Here is an 18,794-nt window from a genome sequence, read left to right as displayed (position 1 = left end):
CACGCCGATACGCCCGGTTCGTCTGATCACGAACCGTTCATCGGGCCCCGAGCGCGGCCCGTTACCGATCTCCCTCGCCCCGTGGGCGGGGTTGTCCGGCGCCCCGTGGGCGCTCGACCCATCACCAGGAGATATCAGCCGTGAGCGGATCCACTACGTCCGAGACCACCGAGACCACCGAGGACGAGGGCGCCAGCGGCGCCACCGGCACCGAGGAGGTCACCGAGACCACCGAGACCGAGACCTCGACCGAGGAGACCGGCAACGGCGGCACGGACGGCGGCGACGAGGGCACCGGATCCGGTGACGACGACGGCGCGCAGCTCCGGTCCGAGGAGGCCAAGCGCCACCGCCTGGCCCGGCGCACCGCCGAGCAGGAAGCCAAGGACGCCAAGGCCGAGCGCGACCGGGTCCTCGACGCCCTCAAGGGCCTGATCGACCCCGGCTCGACCGCACCGGAGGCCACCGCCGAGGAGATCGCGCAGAGCGCGGCCGCCGAACGCGACCAGGCCCGCGCCGACGCCAAGGCCGCCCGCCTCGAAGCCGCCGCCGGCCGCGCCGCGCGCCTGGCCGACGTCAACGAGGACGACCTGCTCGATTCCCGTGGGTTCGCCCGCGACCTCGCCGACCTCGACGACACCGCGGACGACTTCCGCGACCAGGTCGCCGCCCTCGTCAAGGGCTACGCCGACAAGCGCCCGTCCCTGCGCAACACCACGCCTCCCGCGGGGGCGTCGAGTTCCGCACCGATGGACGACGGCGGCGAACCGGTCAAGACCGGTGGCGACGACATCGATGCCGACCGCGAGGCGATCCGCAAGCGCCGTTTCGGCTGACCGCCCACCAATCCCGCTCCCCGAGGAGACCGCAGTGGCGAACACGCTGCTCACCCCGTCCATCATCGCCCGCAAGGCGATCGCCAACCTGTACGAGAACCTGGTCGTCGCACCGCTGCTGCACCGCGACTACGAGCCGGAGTTCCAGAACAAGGTCGGCGACACGATCACCATCCGGCGCCCCACCGTGTTCGAGGCCAAGGAGTTCGTGCAGGCCGAGGGCATCGAGATCCAGAACGCCGAGGAGACCGGCGTTCCGATGAGCCTCAATCACTTCGCCGACGTGTCGTTCTCGGTCACCTCGCGCGAGCTGGCCCTCGAAGTCGTCGATTTCGAGATGCAGTTCATCCAGCCCGCCATGATGGCGATGGCGCAGAAGATCGACCGGGACTGCCTCGCGCTGCGCGACGACATCCCGACCGTGGTCGGCGAGGCCAAGGCCCACGAGCGCGGCGAGTACCACCAGTACCTCGGCGGCGACTACCCGTGGTCGGACTCCCGCGTACTGATCCAGGCCGGCAACGAGCTGGACAAGCGCAACGTGCCGCAGGACCGGCGCTCGGTGCTCACCGGTCCGACCACCCGGTCCCGCTGGGTCGCCGAGCGAGTGTGGCGCGTTCCGGGTGAGCGCGCCTCCACCGTCGGCCTGACCGAGGCGCAGTTCGGTGGCCGGACCTCCGGGTTCACCCCGTACATGTCGCAGAACATCAAGTGGCCGGAGTCCGGCAACGGTACCGACGTCAACGTGGCGTTCCACGAGACCGCGTTCGCGCTGGCGGTGCGGCCGCTGCTGATCCCGCGGGGCGCCAACGATGCCGCGATCATCGACTACAACGGCATCGGCCTGCGCGTGGTCTACGACTACGACCAGCGCTACAAGCAGGACGTGATCTCGATCGACTGCCTGTACGGCGTCAAGACGATCAACCCGGACCGTGCGGTGCTGATCGCCGACGAGGGCTACGACCCGACCGAGCCGCTGATCGGCTCCGGCAACGGTGGTGGCGAGGGCGGCGGCGAGGGCTGATGTTCCGCTACCGCAACCGCAACACCGGCCAGATGGTGGAGCGGCGGCGGCGGGACGCCCGGCTGGACCGGCTCGACCGGTGGGAGCTGCTCGGCGACGAGCCGGCGCCCGCGGTCGAGCCGGTCCGCCCGGCCGGGAACCGGCTGCTCGGCCAGCCCGAGCCGGTCGTCGAGCCCGAGCCGGAGCCGGTCGTCGAGCCCGAGCCGGTCGTCGAGACGGCCCCGCGCCGCCCGAACAAGGCCGCCAGCCGCGCCACCTGGGCCACCTGGGCCGCGCACCCCGACGGCGGCGCCCTGCCCGCCGCCGAGGTCGCCGACATGACCAAGGCACAGATCGTCGCCCGAGTGGGCGCCTGACACAGAGACGGAGGGCCCCTCGTGCCCCTCTACAAGCACAAGACCAGCGGCGAGCGGGTCCGGACCGTCCACGAGTCCGACGAGGATCTGCGCCTCGCCGAGTCCGACACGTGGGACCTGGTCAAGGCCGCCGCCCCGGCCACCGGCAAGGCCCCGGCCAAGCCGAAGAGCGACACCCGGACCGGTGGCGGCACCGCCAAGGTCACCCCGCAGACCTCCGAGGAGTCCTGATCATGGCGTACTCGAACACCGGGCTTGACGCAGCCCTGACCGGCGTCACCGCCGTCGGCACTCACCTGTCCCTGCACCTCGCCGACCCGGGCACCACCGGCGCCGGCGAGGACACCGACGTGGTCCGCCTCGCCGCGGGCTGGCAGTTGATCTCGGGCGGCTCGGTCGACTCCGACCAGGCCAGTTTCGAGATCGTGCAGGGCGGCGGATCCCGCACCTACAGCCACTTCGGGGTGTGGACCGGCGCCGACACCGGCAACAGCGACTTCGTGTGCGGTGGCGGCCTCGACCAGTCCGAGACGTTCTCCGACAACGGCGGAACCTACAACTTCACCGCCACCCTCACCGCCGAGAGCGCGTGAGCCTGCGCGGGCCCGCCGCGTCTCTCCTCGCCGATAGTCCGCGGCGGGCCCGCGCTGCCACCCCCCTGACCTGATCAACCCCGGGAAAGGGGAGCCAACGTGGCGACGTTCGAGGACACGTTCAACGGCGCCAGCCCGGACCTCATCTGGATCCCGGCCCGCGGTGTCGCCACCCCCGCCACGAACGGTGACGGCACCGCCTCGATCGGCGGGACCGGCTGGCAGTACGTGCGCGCCGAGCACGACGTCGACTCGGCGGACATGGCCGTCGAGACCGTCATCGCCGACGCCGGGCCGGCCGGGGACCGGCGGCTCGTGCTGTTCCTGCGCGCGACCGAGGCCACCCAGGGCACTCCCGCCGCCGAGACCTACGTGTCCGCGGTGCTCCGCCTCGACACCGGCACCCTGTCGTTCCTCAACTGGGCCGGGCCCGGCGCCCCCGTCGGCGGCGGCCCGATCGACGGCGACGTGTCGGTCAGCATCCCCGCGGCGCCGTTCACGTTCCGGTTCGAGGCCGAAGGCACCGCGCTCCGCGGCTACCTCAACGGCGACCTGGTCAAGACCAGCACCCTGGCCGGTGGGCCGTCCGGGACCCGGGGCGGGCTCGGCACGAACGGCACCGCCGCGTCCGGCGCGGTCCGGTTCGATCGGTTCGAGGTCGGCGCCCTCGACGACGAGCCCGGCCCCGGGCCCGGGCCCGGCCCGGGCGGCGCCGTCGAGGTCGTGGACACGTACGCGGCCCCCACCCCCGGAGTCGGGCTGTCCGTCGATGTGGACGTGCCCGCCGTGCAGGACGGCGACACACTTGTCGTGGTCGCCTCCCGGCACTACGGCGGATCGTCGAACGTCGACCAGCCCACCGCCGACGGTGCGGGCGCCTGGTCCGAGATCGGCGTCCCGATCGGCACGCAGTCCAACGGCAACCTGTACCTGCGAGCGTGGCGATTCCTCCCGGCTGCGTCGCGGACGTACCGGTTCACGTGGAGCAACACCGACCTCGGCGCACTGTCGGTGACGCACCTGCGCAACGCAGGCGAGGACGTCACGTTCTCTGACCACTGGGCAGCCCAGCTTGAGGGCGACGCATCCGCGGCGCAAGCCGTCGGACCGGTCACCGCGCCGGAAGGCTCCGCCCTGTTCGGCGTGTGGGGACACGTCACCTTCTCCACCCCACCCGCGCCCGGCTGGACGATCCCGGCCAGCATGGATCCGGCGTCCGAGACGCTGTACGCCTCCGGTTTCGGCGTGCACACCGTCGCCACCGAGATCGTCGCGGCCACCGGCCCGACCGGGACGCGCACCGCCACCGCGGCGCCGCCACCGACACACGGATTCGCCGGAAAGCTGTTCGCGATCGCCCCCGGCGAGGGCGCCCCCGGCCCGGACCTCGACGTCAACCTGTCGACCAACCCGGCGGCCGGGGCGAACCTGGACGGCTGGAACGACGGCGCCTACGCGGCCTCGACTCTGGCCCGGGTGACCGGGCTGACCGGGTTCTCCCGCGACACCGGCGCCGAGGTCACCGCGGCCGGGTACACCGAGACGCCCACCGTCGCCGTCGAGGAGGGCGTCGAGTACACGTTCCGGTGTGAGGTGCGCCGCCCGAGCGCGGGCACGGTCACGACGTGGATCGACTGGTTCGACGTCCCGTCCGGGATGACGAACGGGGACCTCGTGCGCGCCGACCAGCGCGCCGACTCCTACTCGGCCGACACGGTCACGATCATCGAGTGGGCCGAGACCGCGCCCGCCGGGGCCGTGTCGGCGTACCTGGCGTTCAACTCCATGCCCGCCGGGACCGTCTACACCGCGGTCCGGGTGTCGCCGACCGGCGGGCCGTACCGGGACGGCGACTCGCCGGGCTGGTCCTGGGACGGCGCACAGCACAACTCGACGTCGTCCGGGGTCGACACCGAGCCGGACTCCGACGAGGCCGCCGTCCGCTACGGGTGGGGTACACCGCTGCCCGCCTCCGACGAGTTCGACACCCCGGGTCTGCCGGACCCGGACCGGTGGGCGGTCTACGGCTACGACTACAGCGCCGACGCTCACGGCACGTGGGACAACCCGCACGGCAACGGGCTGCGCAACTCGCAGAACACCGAGGTCATCACCTCCGGCGGGGAAACGTTCCTGCGGCTGCGCGGTGACGCCAACGGCGACCAGGGTGCACTGGCGTCTCGGTTCGACCAGCAGCACGGCCGGTGGGAGATCCGCGCCCGGTTCGACCGCGACGCCGGGACCGGGACGCGCCCGATGAACGCGCTCGGCATCATCTGGCCCGAGAGTGAAATCTGGCCCGAGGACGGCGAATACGACTTCCTCGAAACCCCGTCCGGGGCGTCCGCGGCGCAGGCGTGGATCCACTACCCGCACCAGGTGTTCCCGGCCAACGCGCAGGAACAGGCGATCCACCCGGGCGGCCTGGACCTGACCGACTGGCACAACTACGCGTTCGAATGGGACGCCGACGGGGTCCGCTGCTGGATCGACGGCGAGCCGTGGTTCGACTTCGCCGGGCAGGGCCCGGGGGCCGTCCCGGGCGGGGCCCCCGAGGGGTTCCGGGTCGCCGACATTCAGGCGATGCCGTCCGGGCACCTGACGTTGCAGTACGACAACTTCGCCACAGGCACCGGCGGCGACACCCCGCAGGCCGGCACCTACGACATCGCGTGGTCGCGGGTCTATCCGCCCGCGGTGCGCCAGGCCGGTCCCGGCGCCTACGCCGGCGGGGACACCTCGACCACCGTCGGGGAAACGGTCACCCTCACCGGGGCGGCCGGGCCCGGCGCGACCGGGCACGCCTGGTCGGTCGCATCCGGCCCGGAGCGCTACGGCACACAGCTCACCGCCACGCAGGCCGTGGAGTTCACCCCGGACCTGCCGGGGCTCTACGTGTTGCAGTACACCGCGACCGGCGGCGGCACCAGTACCGACCGGGTTAAGGTCGCCGTCGCCCCGGCACCGGCCGAGCCGGACACCCGGGTCAACCTCGCGCTCAACCCGCAGTTCGGGAACGTCCCCGGCGGCGGCCCCGGCATGTGGTGGGGCGGCGACCAGGTCCCCGTCACCGGCGTCGCCGGTGTCACCACGGGCCTGTACGCCGACGAGGGTGACTGTGTGTCCGGCCGGTTCCTGGTCGGTGACTCGAACTGGCACAACCTCGACGACCGGCTCGCGGTCGCGGTGACCGTCATCCCGGACGAGGCGACGACGATCACGTGCGGGGTGGACTTCTACACCGCGATCGACGGCGGCTCGTTCATCCCGGACGGCGCGCGGGTGTCCAACTCCACCACCGTGGAGTGCCCGGCCGGGGTGCCGACCCGGATCGTGATCCGCGACCAGCCGCGCAACCCCGACAGCAACACCGAGACACGCCCGATGGTCGTCCCGTCGAACGCGGTCGCCGGGCTGGTCACGGCTGCCTCGGCGGGTGATGTGCCGTTCACGATCACCGCGCTCATGGCCGAGCGCGGCACCACCGCGGGTCCGTACTTCGACGGCACCACCGCCGAGGCGGAGTGGACCGGCACCGCGCACGGCTCGACGAGCTACAGCGGCGCCGTCGCGCCCGACGAGTTCACCGGCGAGGGCATCACCGGCGCCGCGCTCGACCAGGCAGGCACCGGCACTCGGACCGCCGACGGCGCCGCCGGGCAGGTGGGCGCGCTCGACGTGGCCGCCGGGCCCGGCACTGCGACCCGCACCGGTGACGGTCTCGCCCCCGCGGCGCTGGTCACCACCGGCGCCGGGCAGGCAGTGCGCACGGGCCGCGGTGCCGCCGGTGCCGCCCTCGCCGTCACGGGTGAGGGTGAACGGGCCTCGACCGGCTCCGGTACCGCCACGGCGGCACTGGACGCCGTGGGCGAGGCCACGGCGGAGCGCATCGGCGCGGGGGCAGCAGAGCTGACCCTCGGCACCGGCGCGGCGACCGGCGCCCGGACCGCGCTCGGCGACGGCACGACGGCACTGGCCACCACCGGCACCGGTGGCGGCCCGGGCGCGCGCACCGGCACCGGCACGGCGCCGGTGCACCTGGGCGGCACCGGCCGCGGCCGCGGACTGCCCACCGGCATGGGCGGCGGCGAGATCCGGCTGCCCCTCGCCGCGACCGGCGCCGGGCCCACCGTGCGCACCGGCACCGGCACGGCCCCGGCCGCGATCGGCACCGGCGGCACCGGCACGAGCGAGGCCACCGGCACCGGCAGCGCCGGGGCCGCCCTCGACGCCGCAGGCGACGGGCGCCGCACCGGTACCGGTGCGGGCGCGGCCGGGGTCACGCTCGACCGGTCCGGCGCCGGGCAGCTCACCTACCACGGCTCGGCCGGGGCGGTGCTCGACGCCAGCTCGACGCCGGGCCCGGTGACCCGCAGCGGGCGCGGCACCACCGCCGCCCGTCTCGCCACCGGCGCCACCGGCACCGGCGCCCGCGCGGGCGCCGGTGCGGCCGGGGTTGCCCTCGACACCGCAGGCGACGGGTTCTCTGGCGTCGGCGGTCGAGGCCGCACCGGCGCCGCCCTGGGTGCCGCCGCGGTGGCTGGGCGGCGCACCGCGACCGGCACCGGCCGCGCCGGGGTCGGTGCCGGTCGCGACTCCGGCACTGACACGGTCACCCGCACCGGTGCCGGCACGGCGACAGCACGGCTCGACGCCTACGGCTACGGCACCGAACGTGACGGGGCCGCCACGCTCGACGTGGCTCTCGACGCCACCGGTGTCGGGCAGCGCGTCACCGTCGGCACCGGCCGGGCCGGGCTGCGCGTCCTGACCGACGGCACCGGACACCGGGACGCCACCGGTGCCGGCCGGGCCGGGCTCGACCTGCGCGCCGACGGCGCCGGGCGACGCACCGGCCGCGGCACCGGCACCACGGCCCACCGGCACGCCACCGGCGCCACCGGGCAGGGCGAGCGCACGAGCACCGGCCGTGCCGGGCTCGGCCTCGACCGTGCCGCCACCGGTACCGGGCGCCGCCCCGGCGCCGGGCAGGCACCGGCGCGGCTCGCCGTCACCGGCGGGCCCTCGACGACCGTCCGGCCCGGCTCCGGACGGTCCGCCCTCGCCCTGGCCACGGCCGGGCGCACCGGGCGCGTCGTGTCCGGGCGCGGCACGGCCACGCTCGGGCTGCGCGCCCGGCCACGGCGGCGCGTCTCGGGCCGATTCGGGGCGTCGGTCACCGTCTCTCGACTCAGGAGTAGCCCATGACCGACGACGTGTGCGCGGCGCTGTCCGGGCCACCTGACCGCTACGACGAGGGCGACCTCGCCACGCTGCGGCTCACGGTGTGCCCGGACGGCGCCGAGCCCGACCACACCACCGTCGCCACCGTCGAGGTCACCTCGCCGTCGGGGGTGCGCGTCACCGTCGCGGCCAACCACGACAACGGGCGCCGGGACTGGACCGGCACCGTCGTACTCGACGAGCCCGGCGAGTGGTCGGGCCGGTGGGTCGTCACCGGCACCGGTGCCGGGGTGCAGCCGTTCTCGATCGCCGTCGCCCCGGTCGGGGCCGACGATCGGCGCAGCTACGCCACCACCGCCGACCTCGCCCGCCGCCTCGGCAAGGCGCCCCTGCCCGGCTCGGCGCGGCTGCTCGCGCAGGCCACGGAGTGGGTGGACGGGCTGATCGTCACTGCGGTCTATCCGGTCGCCGGGCCCGACGACATGCCGGCCGACCCGCGGGTCGCGGCCGGGCTGCGCGACGCCGTGTGCGCATGGGTGGCCTGGTGGGACGAGACCGGCGACGACACCGGCTCCGGCGCCGCGGACCTGTGGGACGACGTCGCGATCGGCACGGTGCGCCTCGGCGGACGGGCCCGAGCGTCCGGCCCGTCCGGGTCGCCGACGTCGCCGCCGCACGGCGTGCGGCGGGCCCTGGCCCGTGCCGGGGTCGCCAACCACGGCCCACTGATCCCGGGGCGGCTCGGGTGAGGGTCCCGGGGCGGCTACTGCGGCACCGGTTCACGTTCGAGCCCTACCTGGGCGCGGGCGGCGCCGGCCCGGTGCACGGCCCGCCGCTGACTGTGGCGGCGCTGGTCGATCACCAGCGGGTGACCCGCCAGACCCAGGGTTCGGCCGGATCCAAGCGGACCGTCGACACGTCGGTGGTCTACGTCAACCACTCCCCGGTCGTCGATCAGCTCACCACGCAGGCGCGGGCGTGGCTCGACGGCCGCCCGGTCGAGGTGGTGCGGGTCCGCCGCCATGACGGCCGGGTCGGCACCCCTGACCACGTCGAGATCCAGGTGCAGTGAGGAGGTCACCGTGAGCGTCACCTACACGTTCAAGTGGGAGGGCGACAAGGCGGTCCGGGCTTCCGAGTCCGGTGCCCGCACCGGGCTACAGATGGCTGGAGAGCATCTGCTCGGTAAGGCTCGCGCCATCGTCCCTATCGACACCGGCGCCTTGTCCCGCTCGGGGCGCGTCGAGGTCGGCGACATGGGCGGCGGGCGCGGCGCCGGCGGGCGGTTCACCGCGGCAGGGCTGGCCGCGTCGGTGTCGTTCGATACTCCGTACGCGGTGCGTCAGCACGAGAACCTGCACTATCGGCACAAGCCCGGCCGTCAGGCCAAGTACCTGGAAACGCCGTTGAACGCCGAGGCGACGGCCATTCAGAACATCATCGGGACGCAGATGCGGCGGTGGTTCCGGTGACCTCGGTCATCGACGACCTGTGCGGGCTGGTCCACGATCTCGGTCTCGGCGAGTACCGCGACGGCGTCGGCGGCGACATCTTCCTCGGCGCGCTACCGGCCGACGAGCCGCACGCCTGCCTGACCGTCGCCGTCTACGGCGGCGACGCCGCCTCGGTACTGCACGGCGACGACCCCGTGTCCTGGCAGGTCCGGATCCGCGGCGAGATCGGCGACGGCGCCGGTGCCGCGGACCGGGCACAGCACGTCTACGACACCCTGCACGGCCTCGGCGAGACGGTGTTCCGCTCCGGCGCGACGACCACGCTCACCGTCTGCCAGCAGGGCGGCCCGATCTACTCCGGGCTCGATTCCCGCGGCTGCCACGAGTGGACGGTCAACGCCGCCACCGAGATCCGCCGCCGCCCCCGCCGTCGCCCGCTCGGGCGCGGCTGACCCACTACCCCTTACCTCGACCGGCCCCGCGCTGCTCCCCGGCGCGGGGCCGGTCGTCGTGCCCTTCACCCCCGTTGGGAGATCACCACATGGGCAAGATCAACGCCCGGGACTGGCTGTTCGAGATCGCCGAGGCCGACGACGAGGGCCTGCTCTGGTCCGAGATCGACGGAATCAACACGTTCGAGCTCAACCCCGGCGAGAACACCGAGACCGTCGACACCACCACGTTCAAGAGCGGTGGCCACTACGAGGGCGAGGCCATGCAGCGCGGCGGCGCCCTGTCGATGGAGGGGTTCTTTTCCGAGCTGGGCCCCGACGATCCCGACGGCGACGAGGGCGACCGCGACCCCGGGCAGGCGCTCGTCGATGCCGTCGGTGACGAGGTCGCCGGCGCCTCGCACGCCCGGATCCGGTTCCGGCACAAGGACAAGGCCGAGTGGATCAACTGGACGGTGTACAACACGCCCGGTTCCCGCGGCGGCGGCAACAACGACAAGACGTCGTGGTCGGCGGCGCTGACCCGTTCCGGGCGGCCGACCACCACCGAGGTCGAGCCGGGCGACAACGGGAACGGCGAGGGCTGATCGTGTCGCGTGGACGAGGACGCCGCCCCGAGCCGGGGGCGGAGCAGAACGAGCACCAGAGCTGGGACGAGTTCTGGGGTGAGGTCGCCCGCGACGAGGGCGACCTCACCGAGTACGAGATGATCCGCGGCGTCCGGACCCCGGTCCCGCGCGATCTGCCGATGCATCTGGTGCACCGCGCCGAGGGGTTGTCCAGCGACAACGCCGAGGACGTCGGCGCGATCCGGGACGTCGTCGCCGAGATCTTCGGCCCGGAGCTGTTCGACCAGTGGGTCGATGCCGGGATGACGATGACCGAGTTCCAGGTCGTCCTCGCCTGGGGCATGGCCTCGGGCACCGGCACTCCGATCACGTTCCGCCGAGCCTACGAAGTGGTGCGTGACCAGGGAAAAGCGACGGGCCCGAATCGGAGTTCCAGGCGAGCGTCCGCGCGCTCTGGTGGGCGGTCGAGGCCGACTTCGCACGCGAATACCACCTCGACCGGCGCGGGATCGGGCAGCTGACCTACCGGGCGTTCCACGTCCGGCTGGCCGGGCTGTCCGAGGAGTCGGTGTTCCGGCGCGAGTACCGCAACCGCGGTCAGACCGCGACCGGGCACCAGGTCGACGACCTGACCGCGCAGGCCATGCGCTAACCCCTCCCCCACGAATCGAGGTGCGCCGGTGAGGATCGGCGAACTGGTCGCGCTGCTGCGCGTCGACAAGTCACAGTTCGACTCCGCGATGGGCGACGCGCGCAATCAGTTCCAGCGCACCGGCGACTCGGTGTCGCAGGTCGGGTCCACGATGACCCGCAACGTCACGGTGCCCCTGGTCGGGCTCGGCACCCTCGCCGTCAAGACCGGCATGGACTTTCAGACCTCGATGCTGCGGGTCAAGGCCGTGTCGGGGGCGACGGGTGCCGAGTTCGAGCAGCTCTCCGCGCTGGCCAAGGAGATGGGTAGCACCACTCGGTTCTCGGCGACCGAGTCCGCGGACGCGATGAACTTCCTGGCGATGGCCGGGTTCGACACCAACCAGATCATGGGCGCCCTGCCCGGGGTGCTGGACCTGGCCGCGGCGTCGGGCATGGACCTGGCCACCACCGCCGACATCGCCTCCAACGTGCTGTCCGGCCTCGGTTTCGAGACCGACCAGCTCACCCGGGTGAACGACGTCATGGCCCGCACCATGACCAACTCCAACACGAGCATGGAGCAGATGGGGCAGGCGATGAAGTACGCCGCCCCGCTGGTCAACGCCGCCGGCATGGAGTTCGAAGAAGCTGCGGCAATGATCGGTCTGATGGGCAACGCCGGTATCCAGGCCGACATGGCCGGTACCTCGCTGCGGGGCGCGATCTCCCGGCTGATCAACCCGACCGCGCAGGTCAGTGACCGGTTGCAGCAGTTGGGCGTCAACATCTTCGACGCCAACGGGCAGATGCTCCCGATGGTCGACATCATGCGCCAGCTAGAAGCCGGCGGCGCCGACGCCGCCGACATGATGGAGATCTTCGGGCAGCGGGCCGGGCCCGCGATGATGGCCGTGCTCGAACAGGGCACCGACACCCTGGCGGAGTTCACGCAGGGCAACCGGGATGCGGCCGGCACCACGCAAGAGCTGGTCGACGTCATGGAGTCCGGCGCCGAGGGCGCCATGACCCGGATGAAGTCGGCGGCCGAGGGGCTGTTGATCGCGATCGCCGAGGCGGGCCTGCTCGATGCGGTCGCGACCCTGTCGAACTTCCTGGCCGGACTGTTCGCCAAGGCCGCGGAGGCCGACCAGGGGTTGTTGCGGTTCGCGATCGGGCTGGGCACGGTGCTGGCCGCGATCGGCCCGGTCCTGTTCGTCACCGGCAAGTTGATCTCGATGTACGGGACCGTGTTCGTGACGGCGATGAAGATCGCCCGATCGCAGATGGTGCTCACCATGATCCGGCTGACCCTGATGGCCGCGTTGTGGGTCCTCAAGCTGACCGTCATGGCCGCGGTCGCCATGGCCAAGGCGTTGATCATGGCCGCGGCGTGGCTCATCGCCCTCGGGCCGATCGGGCTGCTGATCGCGGCGGTCGCTATCGCGGCCGCGCTGATCATCTACTACTGGGACGAGATCGTTGCCGGGATCGGCGTCGTGATCGACTGGTTCAAGGAGCTACCCGAGCACGCCGAGACGGCGATGAACTGGCTCCACGAGACCGTGAGCAATGCTATCGACGCCGTGATCGAGTGGTTCCAGAACCTCCCGTTCATGATCGCCGAGGCGCTCGGCTACCTCGCCGGCGTCGTCGCCCTCGGTGCGCTGGCCGCCTGGGAATGGCTGACCACCGACCTGCCCCGCATCCTCGGCGAGGCGGTCGACTGGGTCGCCGGGCTCCCCGCCCGGATCGCGGCATGGCTGATCGAGCTGGGCGTCCGGATCGCCGTACTGGCCTCGGACGCCTACCAGTGGTTGTGGGACAAGGCCGTCGAGTGGACGGGCAAGACCCTCGATTTCATCTCGGAGCTGCCCGGCCGGGTCGGCTCGTTCCTGGCCAGCCTGCCCGGCATCGTCATGACCGCCGCGACCAACGCCTGGCAGTCCTTCCGGGACCGCACCGTCGAGCGCGCCAACGCCACGCTCGACTTCATCCGCGACCTGCCCGGCCGCATCACGCGGTTCTTCGCCAACGCCGGGCAGTGGCTCTACACCGCCGGTCGCAACATCGTGCAGGGCCTCATCGACGGCATCGCCGGGATGGCGCAGTCCGCCCTCGACTACGTCTCCCGCCTCGGTGGGTCGCTGGTCGGCGGGTTCAAGCGCGCCATGGGCATCGCCTCGCCATCCAAGGTGTTCGCCGGGCTCGGCATCGACGTCGGCCGCGGCCTGCTCGTCGGCATGGACCGGATCGCACCGCAGGTCATCGCCAACACCGTCGGCATGGCCGAGGACGCCACCCGCGCCGCCGCCCGCGAGGCCGCCACCGCAGCCGGACGCCTGGCCGCCGACGCCGCCCGCAACGGGATGCGCCCGGTCCTCGACGCCGCACCGTCCGGGCTGCCCGGCAACGGATGGCTCTCCCGGGACCGCGACCGCGACGACCGCCCCAGCGTCAGCGTCACGGTCAACAACCCGCTGCCCGAGCGCGCCTCCGACGTGCTCAACCGCAAGGCCCGGACCCTCGCCGCCCTGGGCCCGTTCTAGGCGCCACAGCGACCACACAGGGCCCCGCTCCGGCGGGACCCTGTGTTGCGCGCGTGCGCCCCCTCCGCTGCCTGACCCGAGAGGCTCGCCCGTGACCGCACCCGTCATCGACGTCGAGGGCCTGCACTGGGGCGGTATCGACGTCGCCACGTTCACCCTCCACGCCGTGGACCTGTCCGGGCTGCTCTCCCTGCCCGCCAAGATCGGCGACAACGTCACCGTCCCCGGCCGAGACGGCGCGATCCACGTCGCCCGCAAGACCTTCGGGCCCCGCGAGTTCCCCGTCGAGTTCCTGATCCGCGGCGTCGACCACGACGGCCGAGTGCCGCCCGGCGACGCGGGGCAGCAGTTCTACGCCAACCTGTCGACCCTGGTCGCGCTGTGCGGGCAGGGCGGGCTCGTCGACCTGACCCACACCCTGCCCGACGGCACCGAGCGCGTCCTGCCCGTCGAGGTCGTCGCCGGCGTCGACCCGACCCGCTACCTCGCCGGGACCTCCGGCCGGGTCACCGTCGCGTTCGCCTCGCCGTCGGCGTTCTGGCGCGGCACCACCGAGCGCGTCGTCGAGCTGTCGCTGGCCGACGGCGAGGAGGTCGAACTGACCGCGTTCGCCGACTGTGACGCCCGGATCACCGACGGCCGGGTCCGGTTCAACGCCGGAACCAACCCGGTCCTGACCGACCCGCGCACCGGCACGTTCACCGCCTACGACGAGTCGATCGGCGCCTCGCAGTCGATCACCATCGGCGACTACCGCGCGCCCACCACCGGCGGGCTCGTGTTCGACCGCCGCAAGCTGCGCCGCGACCACCGCCAGGGCGCGTGGTTCGTCATCGACCCCGCCCCCGGCGCCGACGGGCCCACGGTGCGCCTCGATCACAACGGATCCGGAGCCATGGACATCACCATCGCTGCTCGGCCCGCCTGGGGCATCGGATGAGCGCCCCAGGCGTCGCCGCAGACACCCCCGGGCGGCTCTCGGTCGACTTCTGGGCGCTGCCGCAGGACGGCGAGCCGCTGCCGCTGCCCGACGTGCGCACCTGGGCGATCTCCCCCACTGAGGGCGACTGGGGCTCGATCGACCTCACCTACCCGCCCGGCGGCCACAACGCCGACGTCCTCGACATCGTCACCGAGGACGACCGGGACCTCGAAATCGAGGTCGTCGTCACCGACGGCGAACGGACCAAGCTGCTGTCGGGGTTCCTGTTCACCTACGAACAGGACGACATCGAGACCGCCGGAATGCTGCGCCTGACCGGGCACTTTCATGAGGTGCTGCTCGGCGAGGCGATCATCCCGTACCGGCCCGCGCCCTCCGACGCCCCGCCCGACGACAGCTACAACGGCGAGACGCACGTCTCGGGCACCGGCGGCCTGATCGCCCGCCAGTTCATGGAGGAAGCCCAGGGCCGCGGCGCCCTGACCGGGGTCCGCTACCAGGCCGGCGACGTCACCCCCGGAACCGCGTTCTCCGACTCGCACGACTCGACCGGCGCGCCGTGGATCAACACCGGCGCGATGTCTTTCTCCCCGGGCCAGACCTACCGGGCGATGCTCGGCACCCTCGACGGCTATCAGCTCTGCGAGTGGGAGCTGGCCTACGTCGACGCCGGGCACCGCGAGCTGCGCCTGTACAACCTCGACGGCAAGGGCGTCGACCGGAGCCTGATCGAAAACGGGCAGATCACCCTCGAATACGGCCGCGACCTTGAGGATGCCCCGCGCAAGCACACCGTTCGTGACGCCCTCACCGCGCTCTACACCTCCGGCAAGGACGGCGTGTACTCCCTCGCCGAGTCCGCGACCGCGCTGGCCCGCCGTGGCCGTCGCATCGAGGGCTACTTCTCGTTCGGCAACGCGAGCGGGCAGGGCACCCTCGATGCGCTCACGCAGGCCCGGCTCGGCACCTTCACCGACGGCACCCTCGAACTGTCGCACAAGCTGCCGCTCGGGCCGGGGTCCCCGCTGCCGCTGCTCGATTTCGAGGTCTCGGACTGGGTGCTCTCGGCGACCCGGCGCGGTGTGCATCGTCGCCGGGTCAAGCAGATCCGCATCGCCCGCGACGACTCCGGAGACCTCTCGGCCGCGGTCACGCTGAACGCGCTGATCGACGAGCTGGCCGTGCGCGAGCGCAACCGGCTCGACGCGCTCGAATCCGGTGCCGCGGTGGTGGGGACCTCGACGCCGCCGCCGGAGACCGACGACGGCTCGACGCCGGCCGTGCCGACCGGGCTGGTCGCCACGTCGCTGTGGTACTCGAACAACGAAGGCGCCGGGGCCTCGGCGGTTACCGCAGCATGGACGGCCGTCCCCGATTCGCGGGTGATCAACTACCCATTCCAGTGGCGCTACCCCGGCACGATGGACTGGTCCGACCTCGGCCCGTTCGAGGAGAACGTGGCCCGCTGGTCCGGAGTGCGCCCCGGGGCGACCGTCGAGGTTCGGGTAGCGGCGGCGAACCGGTGGCGCCGCTCGGACTGGTCGGCTCCCTACTCGTTCGTCACCGAGTCCGACGGCACCCCGCCGCCGGTCGCCTCGGCGCCCGAGCCGTACCCGGCACTGGGAATGATCTTCGTGCCGTGGGACGGGCGCGGCTCGGCCGGCGAACCGATGCCCGGGGACTTCCTGGTCGGCGAGGTGCACCGCTCGCCGGTGAACAACTTCACCCCTGACCGACCGCTGCTCGCCTCCGGGCACATCGACGCCGCCGCCTCGACGACCTACGTCGGCGAGCTGCGCGCTCGTGGCGAGTTCCCCGATGACGTCGGTCCGTCCAACTACGGCACGACGTTCTACTACCGGATCGTCACCCGCGACCGGACCGGCAACGCCGCGGATCCGTCGGCGGTCGGCTCGACCACGGCACAGCCGGTGCAGGACGACGAGATCTACGAGCTCAACGTCGGGAAGCTGCGTACCGGAGTTCTGACTGCGCTGGTCGGGATCGCCGGGCGGCTCTACGCCGGCACCGAGGACGCCGAAGGCTGGGAAGCCGACGGAGCCGGCATGCGGTTCTACGGCATGGTCGGCGGAGTCCGCCGGACCCTGCTCGAATTCATCGCCTCCACCGCCACCCTGATCATCCGGGGACGCCTGCTCGCCGAGGGGTCCGGGCAGGCAGCGATCGATATCCAGCCGGGCTCGCAGCCCACGATGTACCTGTCGTCGTCCGCTGGCGCGCACGGTCCGGCCTTCCTTAACGCGATCAACTACGGCCCCCCGGGCGGCACCGCGCTCGGTATCAACTCCGGGCGCTCGGCGTCCGGGACCGCCAACACCGTCCGCTACAGCCGCGTCCTGCTCGGCCCCGAGGACGCGCTCACTCAGCTCGTCAACCCCGACCAGAGCCCCCGAGGCGGGAGCCTCGAACTGCGACGGAGCAGGGTCGACCTGGTCCGTTACAACGACTCCCCGGCACTGATCGACCGACAGGCGATCCGCATGTGGGACAACACGCTCGAACTGAGCGTGTACGACACCAGCGCGGGAACCGGCGGGCGGCAGTCGATCATTCGGCAGGTCGGCGATCAGGTCCAACTCGTCGGCAACGTCTACGTCAACAACCAACTACTGCAATCGAATCCGAGCGGCAAGACATTCGTCATCCCGCACCCGCTCGACGACCCCGAGCAGCCCGAGCGGTGGCTGGTGCATGCCTGCACCGAGTCGCCGACCGCGCTCGTCGAGTACCACGGCGTGGCCGAGGTCGACGGGCGCGCGGTGGTGTACCTGCCCGACTACTTCGACGCGCTCACCCTCGCCGAGGGCCGCACGGCGCAGCTCACCGTCGATGCCGACGAGCACCGCCGGATCCCGGTGGCCGCGCTCGACGGGCCGATCGTCGGCAACCGGTTCGCCATCCGCACCGACGCCGACGGGCCGGTCCGCGTGCACTGGCACGTGTGGGCGACCCGCCGCGGCACCGAGTTCGAGGTCGAGCCGGACCGGGACGACTACATCCCGCACGGCGACGGGCCGTACCGCTACCTCACGCCTCGGGCGGTGAGGGCGGCGTGACCACCGACCATCCGGGCCCGGCGGAGAGGGGCACCATGCACGACCCCGAGGAGTACCCCGGTGGATCCCGACCTGCTCTCCCTGATCGGCCGGGCATTCCCGGAGGCGGCCGCCACCGCGGGACTGCTGGTGATGGCGACGATGCTGATCGGCTGGCAGGTGAAGTCATCGGCGCGGCACCGCGCGGAGATGGCGGCGCAGCGGGCGGAGAACGATCGGATACGAGCACAGCGCGACGCCGCCGAGGAGAGGCTGCGCGAGATCTACGGGCTCCCGTCCCCGCCGGGCCGGGACGACCCGGACACCGGCCCGATCCGGCGCCGGCGGCGGGCCCGGTGAGCCGTTACGGGCACTGGGTCCTCGGTGCCCTCGCCGTGGGCATGGCCGCGGTCGCACTGACCGGGAACCTGGGCACCGCGCAGTCGGCGAGCGAGGCCGAGGACACCGCGCAGCGCGTCGCGATGCCCCTGGCCACGCTGTGCACGACCGACCGGGTCCGCGCCGAGCAGGTGGGCGCGGACTGCCCCCTCGCCGAGCAGGTCGCCCGGGGCGAGCGCCGCGGGCCACGCGGCCCCGGCGGCACCGACGGCGCGTCAGGAGCGGACGGGGTGGACGGGCGCGGCATCCTGACGACGACGATCGAGGGCGAACAGCTCGTCGTGCTCTACTCCGACGGCGCCCGCGACGTGGTCGGCCGGGTCGTCGGCGAGGACGGCGACCCCGGCGCCGACGGCCGCTCGATCACCTCGACCCGCCTCGACGACCGCGGCCGGTTGGTCGTCGAGTTCTCCGACGACGTGACCCGTGTGCTCGGCACGGTCGTCGGACCCCGCGGCGTCGGCGTGGAGTCGGTCGCCTCGGTCGACGGGCGCCTGGTCGTCCGGCTCACCGACGGCGACGTGATCGACGCCGGCCCGCTGCCGCCCGGCCCGCGCGGTGAGCGCGGCCAGGACGGCGCCGACGGCCGAGACGGCATCAACGCCGCCGCCCCGGCGGTGCAGACGTTCGTGTTCCCCGACGGCTCGCAGCGGGTCTGCGAGCGCTCCGGCGGCTCGGACGCCGCCCCGGTGCTGACCTGCGGCGAGCGCACCGGCCCGGCCCCGCCGCCCGACGACGAGGAGTAG

The 18,794-nt window shown here is 72.9% G+C and carries 17 protein-coding genes; all 17 read left to right on the top strand.

The genetic code is table 11. The features are described from left to right. Window positions 1-140 precede the first annotated feature (140 nt). The 17 genes from ACVJO7_RS30295 (at window position 141) to ACVJO7_RS30215 (ending at window position 18,794) form a co-directional block, all read left to right on the top strand. Complete coding sequence (locus ACVJO7_RS30295; RefSeq protein ID WP_491675795.1) at window positions 141-836, top strand: hypothetical protein; 696 nt, start codon at window positions 141-143, stop codon at window positions 834-836. Window positions 837-870: 34 nt separating this feature from the next. After that, window positions 871-1,863: a major capsid protein gene (locus ACVJO7_RS30290; protein ID WP_491675794.1), complete on the top strand. Its 993-nt coding sequence runs from the start codon at window positions 871-873 to the stop codon at window positions 1,861-1,863. Next, the gene (locus ACVJO7_RS30285) at window positions 1,863-2,219 is read left to right on the top strand and encodes a hypothetical protein (RefSeq protein ID WP_491675793.1); all 357 of its coding nucleotides are present in this window, start codon (window positions 1,863-1,865) and stop codon (window positions 2,217-2,219) included. The genes ACVJO7_RS30290 and ACVJO7_RS30285 overlap by 1 nt, the downstream gene beginning before the upstream one ends. A gap of 21 nt (window positions 2,220-2,240) precedes the next feature. Then, entirely contained in the window at window positions 2,241-2,450 is a 210-nt protein-coding gene (locus ACVJO7_RS30280) for a hypothetical protein (RefSeq protein ID WP_491675792.1), read from the top strand. Window positions 2,451-2,452: 2 nt separating this feature from the next. Further along, window positions 2,453-2,812 carry a hypothetical protein gene (locus ACVJO7_RS30275; RefSeq protein ID WP_491675791.1) on the top strand — a complete coding sequence of 120 codons (360 nt, stop codon included), beginning with the start codon at window positions 2,453-2,455 and terminating at the stop codon, window positions 2,810-2,812. A gap of 99 nt (window positions 2,813-2,911) precedes the next feature. Beyond that, entirely contained in the window at window positions 2,912-8,020 is a 5,109-nt protein-coding gene (locus ACVJO7_RS30270; RefSeq protein WP_491675790.1) for a family 16 glycosylhydrolase, read from the top strand. Beyond that, window positions 8,017-8,745: a hypothetical protein gene (locus ACVJO7_RS30265; protein WP_491675789.1), complete on the top strand. Its 729-nt coding sequence runs from the start codon at window positions 8,017-8,019 to the stop codon at window positions 8,743-8,745. Before ACVJO7_RS30270 ends, ACVJO7_RS30265 begins: the two co-directional genes overlap by 4 nt. Next, window positions 8,742-9,068 carry a hypothetical protein gene (locus ACVJO7_RS30260; protein ID WP_491675788.1) on the top strand — a complete coding sequence of 109 codons (327 nt, stop codon included), beginning with the start codon at window positions 8,742-8,744 and terminating at the stop codon, window positions 9,066-9,068. Before ACVJO7_RS30265 ends, ACVJO7_RS30260 begins: the two co-directional genes overlap by 4 nt. A 10-nt stretch (window positions 9,069-9,078) precedes the next feature. Next, on the top strand, window positions 9,079-9,468 hold the full coding sequence (locus tag ACVJO7_RS30255; RefSeq protein WP_491675787.1) for a hypothetical protein: 390 nt from the start codon (window positions 9,079-9,081) through the stop codon (window positions 9,466-9,468). Then, complete coding sequence (locus ACVJO7_RS30250; RefSeq protein ID WP_491675786.1) at window positions 9,465-9,902, top strand: minor capsid protein; 438 nt, start codon at window positions 9,465-9,467, stop codon at window positions 9,900-9,902. The genes ACVJO7_RS30255 and ACVJO7_RS30250 overlap by 4 nt, the downstream gene beginning before the upstream one ends. A gap of 89 nt (window positions 9,903-9,991) precedes the next feature. After that, a complete protein-coding gene (locus ACVJO7_RS30245; protein WP_491675785.1) occupies window positions 9,992-10,489 on the top strand; it encodes a phage tail tube protein in 498 nt (165 codons plus the stop codon). After that, a complete protein-coding gene (locus tag ACVJO7_RS30240) occupies window positions 10,408-10,992 on the top strand; it encodes a hypothetical protein (protein WP_491675784.1) in 585 nt (194 codons plus the stop codon). The genes ACVJO7_RS30245 and ACVJO7_RS30240 overlap by 82 nt, the downstream gene beginning before the upstream one ends. Before the next feature lie 159 nt (window positions 10,993-11,151). Beyond that, on the top strand, window positions 11,152-13,650 hold the full coding sequence (locus ACVJO7_RS30235; RefSeq protein ID WP_491675783.1) for a phage tail tape measure protein: 2,499 nt from the start codon (window positions 11,152-11,154) through the stop codon (window positions 13,648-13,650). 91 nt (window positions 13,651-13,741) lie between these two features. After that, entirely contained in the window at window positions 13,742-14,590 is an 849-nt protein-coding gene (locus ACVJO7_RS30230; RefSeq protein ID WP_491675782.1) for a phage tail family protein, read from the top strand. Continuing rightward, the gene (locus tag ACVJO7_RS30225; protein WP_491675781.1) at window positions 14,587-17,670 is read left to right on the top strand and encodes a hypothetical protein; all 3,084 of its coding nucleotides are present in this window, start codon (window positions 14,587-14,589) and stop codon (window positions 17,668-17,670) included. Before ACVJO7_RS30230 ends, ACVJO7_RS30225 begins: the two co-directional genes overlap by 4 nt. Window positions 17,671-17,730: 60 nt before the next feature. Further along, window positions 17,731-18,009, top strand: a complete 279-nt coding sequence (locus ACVJO7_RS30220; RefSeq protein WP_491675780.1) for a hypothetical protein — start codon at window positions 17,731-17,733, stop codon at window positions 18,007-18,009. Then, window positions 18,006-18,794 carry a hypothetical protein gene (locus tag ACVJO7_RS30215; RefSeq protein WP_491675779.1) on the top strand — a complete coding sequence of 263 codons (789 nt, stop codon included), beginning with the start codon at window positions 18,006-18,008 and terminating at the stop codon, window positions 18,792-18,794. The genes ACVJO7_RS30220 and ACVJO7_RS30215 overlap by 4 nt, the downstream gene beginning before the upstream one ends.

The organism is Pseudonocardia sp. DxW, assembly GCF_058448985.1.
Note: the sequence above shows the minus strand (reverse complement) of the source record. Positions and strands in the feature narration are given on the sequence as shown.

Coding starts and splice junctions, on each gene's coding strand:
- ACVJO7_RS30285 (WP_491675793.1), top strand. CDS start 1,863: ATGTTCCGCTACCGCAACCGCAACACCGGCCAGATGGTGGAGCGGCGG.
- ACVJO7_RS30225 (WP_491675781.1), top strand. CDS start 14,587: ATGAGCGCCCCAGGCGTCGCCGCAGACACCCCCGGGCGGCTCTCGGTC.
- ACVJO7_RS30275 (WP_491675791.1), top strand. CDS start 2,453: ATGGCGTACTCGAACACCGGGCTTGACGCAGCCCTGACCGGCGTCACC.
- ACVJO7_RS30265 (WP_491675789.1), top strand. CDS start 8,017: ATGACCGACGACGTGTGCGCGGCGCTGTCCGGGCCACCTGACCGCTAC.
- ACVJO7_RS30245 (WP_491675785.1), top strand. CDS start 9,992: ATGGGCAAGATCAACGCCCGGGACTGGCTGTTCGAGATCGCCGAGGCC.